The 3,441-nt window shown below is 75.2% G+C and carries 2 protein-coding genes and 1 pseudogene; 2 read left to right on the forward strand and 1 reads right to left on the reverse strand.

What is annotated here, in order from left to right; genetic code table 11:
* Positions 1-231: 231 nt before the first annotated feature.
* Positions 232-1,395, reverse strand: coding sequence for an acyl-CoA dehydrogenase family protein (locus ABZW03_RS38745; protein ID WP_355269259.1), 1,164 nt, complete (start codon positions 1,393-1,395; stop codon positions 232-234).
* A 266-nt stretch (positions 1,396-1,661) separates the two neighbouring features.
* On the opposite strand from ABZW03_RS38745, the gene ABZW03_RS38750 reads away from it, so the two are divergent.
* Both ABZW03_RS38750 and ABZW03_RS38755 read left to right on the forward strand, forming a co-directional pair.
* Positions 1,662-2,228: a hypothetical protein gene (locus tag ABZW03_RS38750; protein ID WP_355269261.1), complete on the forward strand. Its 567-nt coding sequence runs from the start codon at positions 1,662-1,664 to the stop codon at positions 2,226-2,228.
* A 424-nt stretch (positions 2,229-2,652) separates the two neighbouring features.
* Positions 2,653-3,441: pseudogene (locus tag ABZW03_RS38755) on the forward strand (CbxX/CfqX); the annotation flags it as partial.

The following is a 3,441-nucleotide window of genomic DNA, read 5'->3' on the forward strand; positions in this document are numbered from 1 at the left end:
GGAGCCGGCGCCCGGTGCCCGGCCGGAGCGCGGGCTGCCAGTCGACCGGCACACCGTGCACATGGAGCCGGGCGACGGAGTCCAGCAGACGGCGCTGGCCGCCCGCACCGCCCGGGCGAGCTGACGCCCGCCGGGAACGCCTCCGGCCGTCACTCCGCACCCTGGAGTGACGGCCGGAGGCCGTTGGGGGGAAGGCCTCGGGCCTTCGCGAGGGTCAGCCCTTCGTGAGGGTCAGCCCTTCGTGAGGTGGCGGCCGATCACCAGGCGCTGGATCTGGTTGGTGCCCTCGACGATCTGCAGCACCTTGGCCTCGCGCATGAAGCGCTCGGCCGGGAAGTCCTGGGTGTAGCCGTAGCCGCCGAGCACCTGGACGGCGTCGGTGGTCACCCGCATCGCCGCGTCGGTGCAGAACAGCTTGGCCATCGCCGCCTCCTTGGAGAACGGCCGGCCGGCGTCCCGCAGCCGGGCGGCGGAGAGGTAGAGCGAGCGGCCGGCCTCGATCTGCGTCGCCATGTCGGCGAGCAGGAAGGACAGGCCCTGGAACTCGGCGATCGGGCGGCCGAACTGGCGCCGGGTACGGGCGTAGTCGACCGCGAGGTCGAGCGCGGCCTGGGCGACGCCGACGGCGCAGGCGGCGATGCCGAGGCGGCCGGAGTCCAGCGCGGCGAGCGCGATCTGGAAGCCCTGCCCCTCCTCGCCGATCAGCCGCTCGCGGGGCACCCGGGCGCCGTCGAAGTGCAGCTGCGCGGTCGGCGAGGAGCGCATGCCCATCTTGTGCTCCGGCGGGGCCGCGGACAGGCCCTGCTGGGTGCCGGGGACGAGCAGGCAGCTGATGCCCTTGGGGCCGTCGACGCCGGTGCGCACCAGGGCGCTGTAGAAGTCGGCCTGGCCGCCGTGGGTGATCCAGGCCTTGGTGCCGTTCACCACGTACGCCTCGCCGTCGAGGTCGGCGCGGGTGCGCAGCGCGGCCGCGTCGGAGCCGGACTGCGGCTCGGAGAGGCAGTAGGCGCCGAGCTGGTCGCCGGAGAGCATGGCGGGCAGCCACTTGTCGCGCTGCTCGTCGGTGCCGAAGGTGGCCAGCGCGTGGCACGACAGGGTGTGCACGCTGACCCCGAGCCCGACGGCCAGCCAGCCGGCCGCGAGCTCCTCCAGCACCTGGAGGTACACCTCGTAGGGCTGCTCGCCGCCGCCGTACTTCTCCTCGTACGGGAGGGAGAGCAGGCCGGCCTCGCCGAGGGTGCGGAAGACCTCCCGCGGGAAGCGGTCCGCGGCCTCGTCCTCCGCCGCGCGCGGCTGGAGCTCGCGCTGCACCAGGTCGCGGGTGAGGCTCAGCAGCTCGCGGGCCTCCTCGCTGGGCAGCTGGCGCTCCACGGCTTTCACAGGGGAGGGGGTCATGGCGGTGGTCGCCTCCTCGATCAGGCGCCGGACCGAGGTGTCGGCCGGTCCGGGCGCGGGTGTGGCTGGTCGGACCGACCGGCACCGGGTTGCGGTGAACGGCCGTTCACAGTCGTGGCGAAGGCGAGTATGCCCGAAACCCGCGCTGCCGTCACGACCTGCACAGATGAACTGTCCGCAGTGGCGGGCTACGGCACCGTAGGGTTGACGTTGTGGCTGCATCCGAACCCTTCCCCGCCCCGTTCCGGTCAGTTCCGGACGACCGGTTGACCGCGCTCGCGGCGGAGCTGCGCGCGCTGCCGCCCTCCTGCGGGCCGGTGCGGCTGGTCGCGGTGGACGGGCACGCCGGCTCCGGCAAGACCACCTTCGCCGGACGGCTGGCGGCGGCGCTCGGCGGCGCCCCGGTGGTCCACCTCGACGACCTGGCCACCCACCGCGAGCCGTTCGAGTGGACCGGGCGGCTGCGCGAGCAGGTGCTGGAGCCGCTGGCGGCCGGCCGGGACGCCGAGTACCGGGTGTACGACTGGACGCTGCGCCGCTTCGCGGGCACCGCCGCGGTGCCCGCCGCCCCGGTGGTGCTGGTGGAGGGGGTCGGCGCCGGCCGGCGGGCGGTGCGGCCGTCGCTGGCGCGGGTGATCTGGATGGAGCTGGACGCCGTCTCGGCCCGGCGGCGCGGGGAGGAGCGGGACGGTCCGGAACTGGCCGAGTTCTGGGCGGGCTGGGCCCGGGCCGAAACGGCGCATTTCGCCGCCGATCCGAGCCGTCCGTACGCCGCGACGCGGGTCGACGGGGTGACCGGCCGGATCGCCCCGGGCACCGTGGGTGAAACTTAAACCACCGCCTTGACCTGCGACGTCGTCAGGACCTAGGTTCTCCTCAGCCGCCGGAACGAGAGGTTCCGGTCGCCTCGGACCCGGCGCCCCCGGCTTGTTCCCCCGTGAGCGGGGGGCGCCGCCCGGTCCCCTTCCGAAACTCGCTCCCCCGCCGCCCGTTCCGTCGCCCGGCCGCTCAACGGCCGCTCGCGCGATCGCATTTGACTCCGTGCGGCACCCTTCCGGATCAGCCCCGCGCCGGTACGATTCCTGCCAGGCGCAGTTGCGCCGCAGAGGTCGAAGACCACCGGCCGGGCTGGGCGCAGGCGACTCGCCGGCCGAGCCCCGGGCCGCACCGCGGGGGGCGTGAGTGACGACGGTGGACAGTTCCGACAGCACGGCGGGCGGGCCGGACCGGCTCGCCGACCGGGCCTGGCTGCGCGCCATGGACGCCTACACGGCCGGTGCGTACACCCGGGCCGAGGAGGAGTTCCGGGCCGCCGTCCGGCTGGACCCGGGCATGGCCGACGCCTGGCTCGGACTGCACGCGCTGCGCAGCGAAACCTCGGCCGCGCTGCTGGCCATGTACCGCCACCAGAAGCGGTTCGGCGAGCAGCGGCGGCTGCACCGACGGCCGCTCAGTTCCTGGTACTGGCTGGGCTGGTGGGTCCAGCCGGTGCTGGAGGACACCCGCGACCTCGCGCTGGCGCACGCCTCGCACTGGCTGGACGGCCGTCACCTGGCCGAGCTGGACCGGGCGTTGGAGCAGTGTCCGGCCCCCAGCGAGGACCCGGCCGCCCGCTTCCTGTACGCCTGCCGCTCCTACCTGCTCAAGGACTGGGAGCAGCTGATCCGGGACACCGACCGCCTGCTGGACGACCCGCTGCTCGGCATCGAGGCCGGGCTGTTCGCCGGCATGGCGCGGGTGCGCCTCGACATGTGCGCCCAGGCCCAGGCGCCGCTGGCCGCCTCGCTGGCCCGCTGCCGCTCCGAGCAGCCGCAGCGCAAGGAGCTGCGGTACTGGCTGGCCCGGGCGTACGAGGGGGCCGGGCGCAGCGCCGCGGCGCTGCCGCTCTACCGGGCGGTGCACCGGGCGGACCCGGCGTTCATGGACACCGCGGCCCGGCTGACGGCCATCTCCGCCGAGGACGCGCTCGTGGACGGGCTCGGCGCGGACGGCCTCGCGGACGGCCTCGCGGACGGGCTGCCGGCGGGCGGGCGCCCGGGGCCGGCC

This window comes from Kitasatospora sp. NPDC004799, from assembly GCF_040609095.1.
Classification (GTDB): domain Bacteria; phylum Actinomycetota; class Actinomycetes; order Streptomycetales; family Streptomycetaceae; genus Kitasatospora.

What these genes read in the sequence shown, in the direction of transcription:
- ABZW03_RS38745 (WP_355269259.1), bottom strand. Translation starts at nt 1,395, where the DNA reads ATGACCCCCTCCCCTGTGAAAGCCGTGGAGCGCCAGCTGCCCAGCGAG.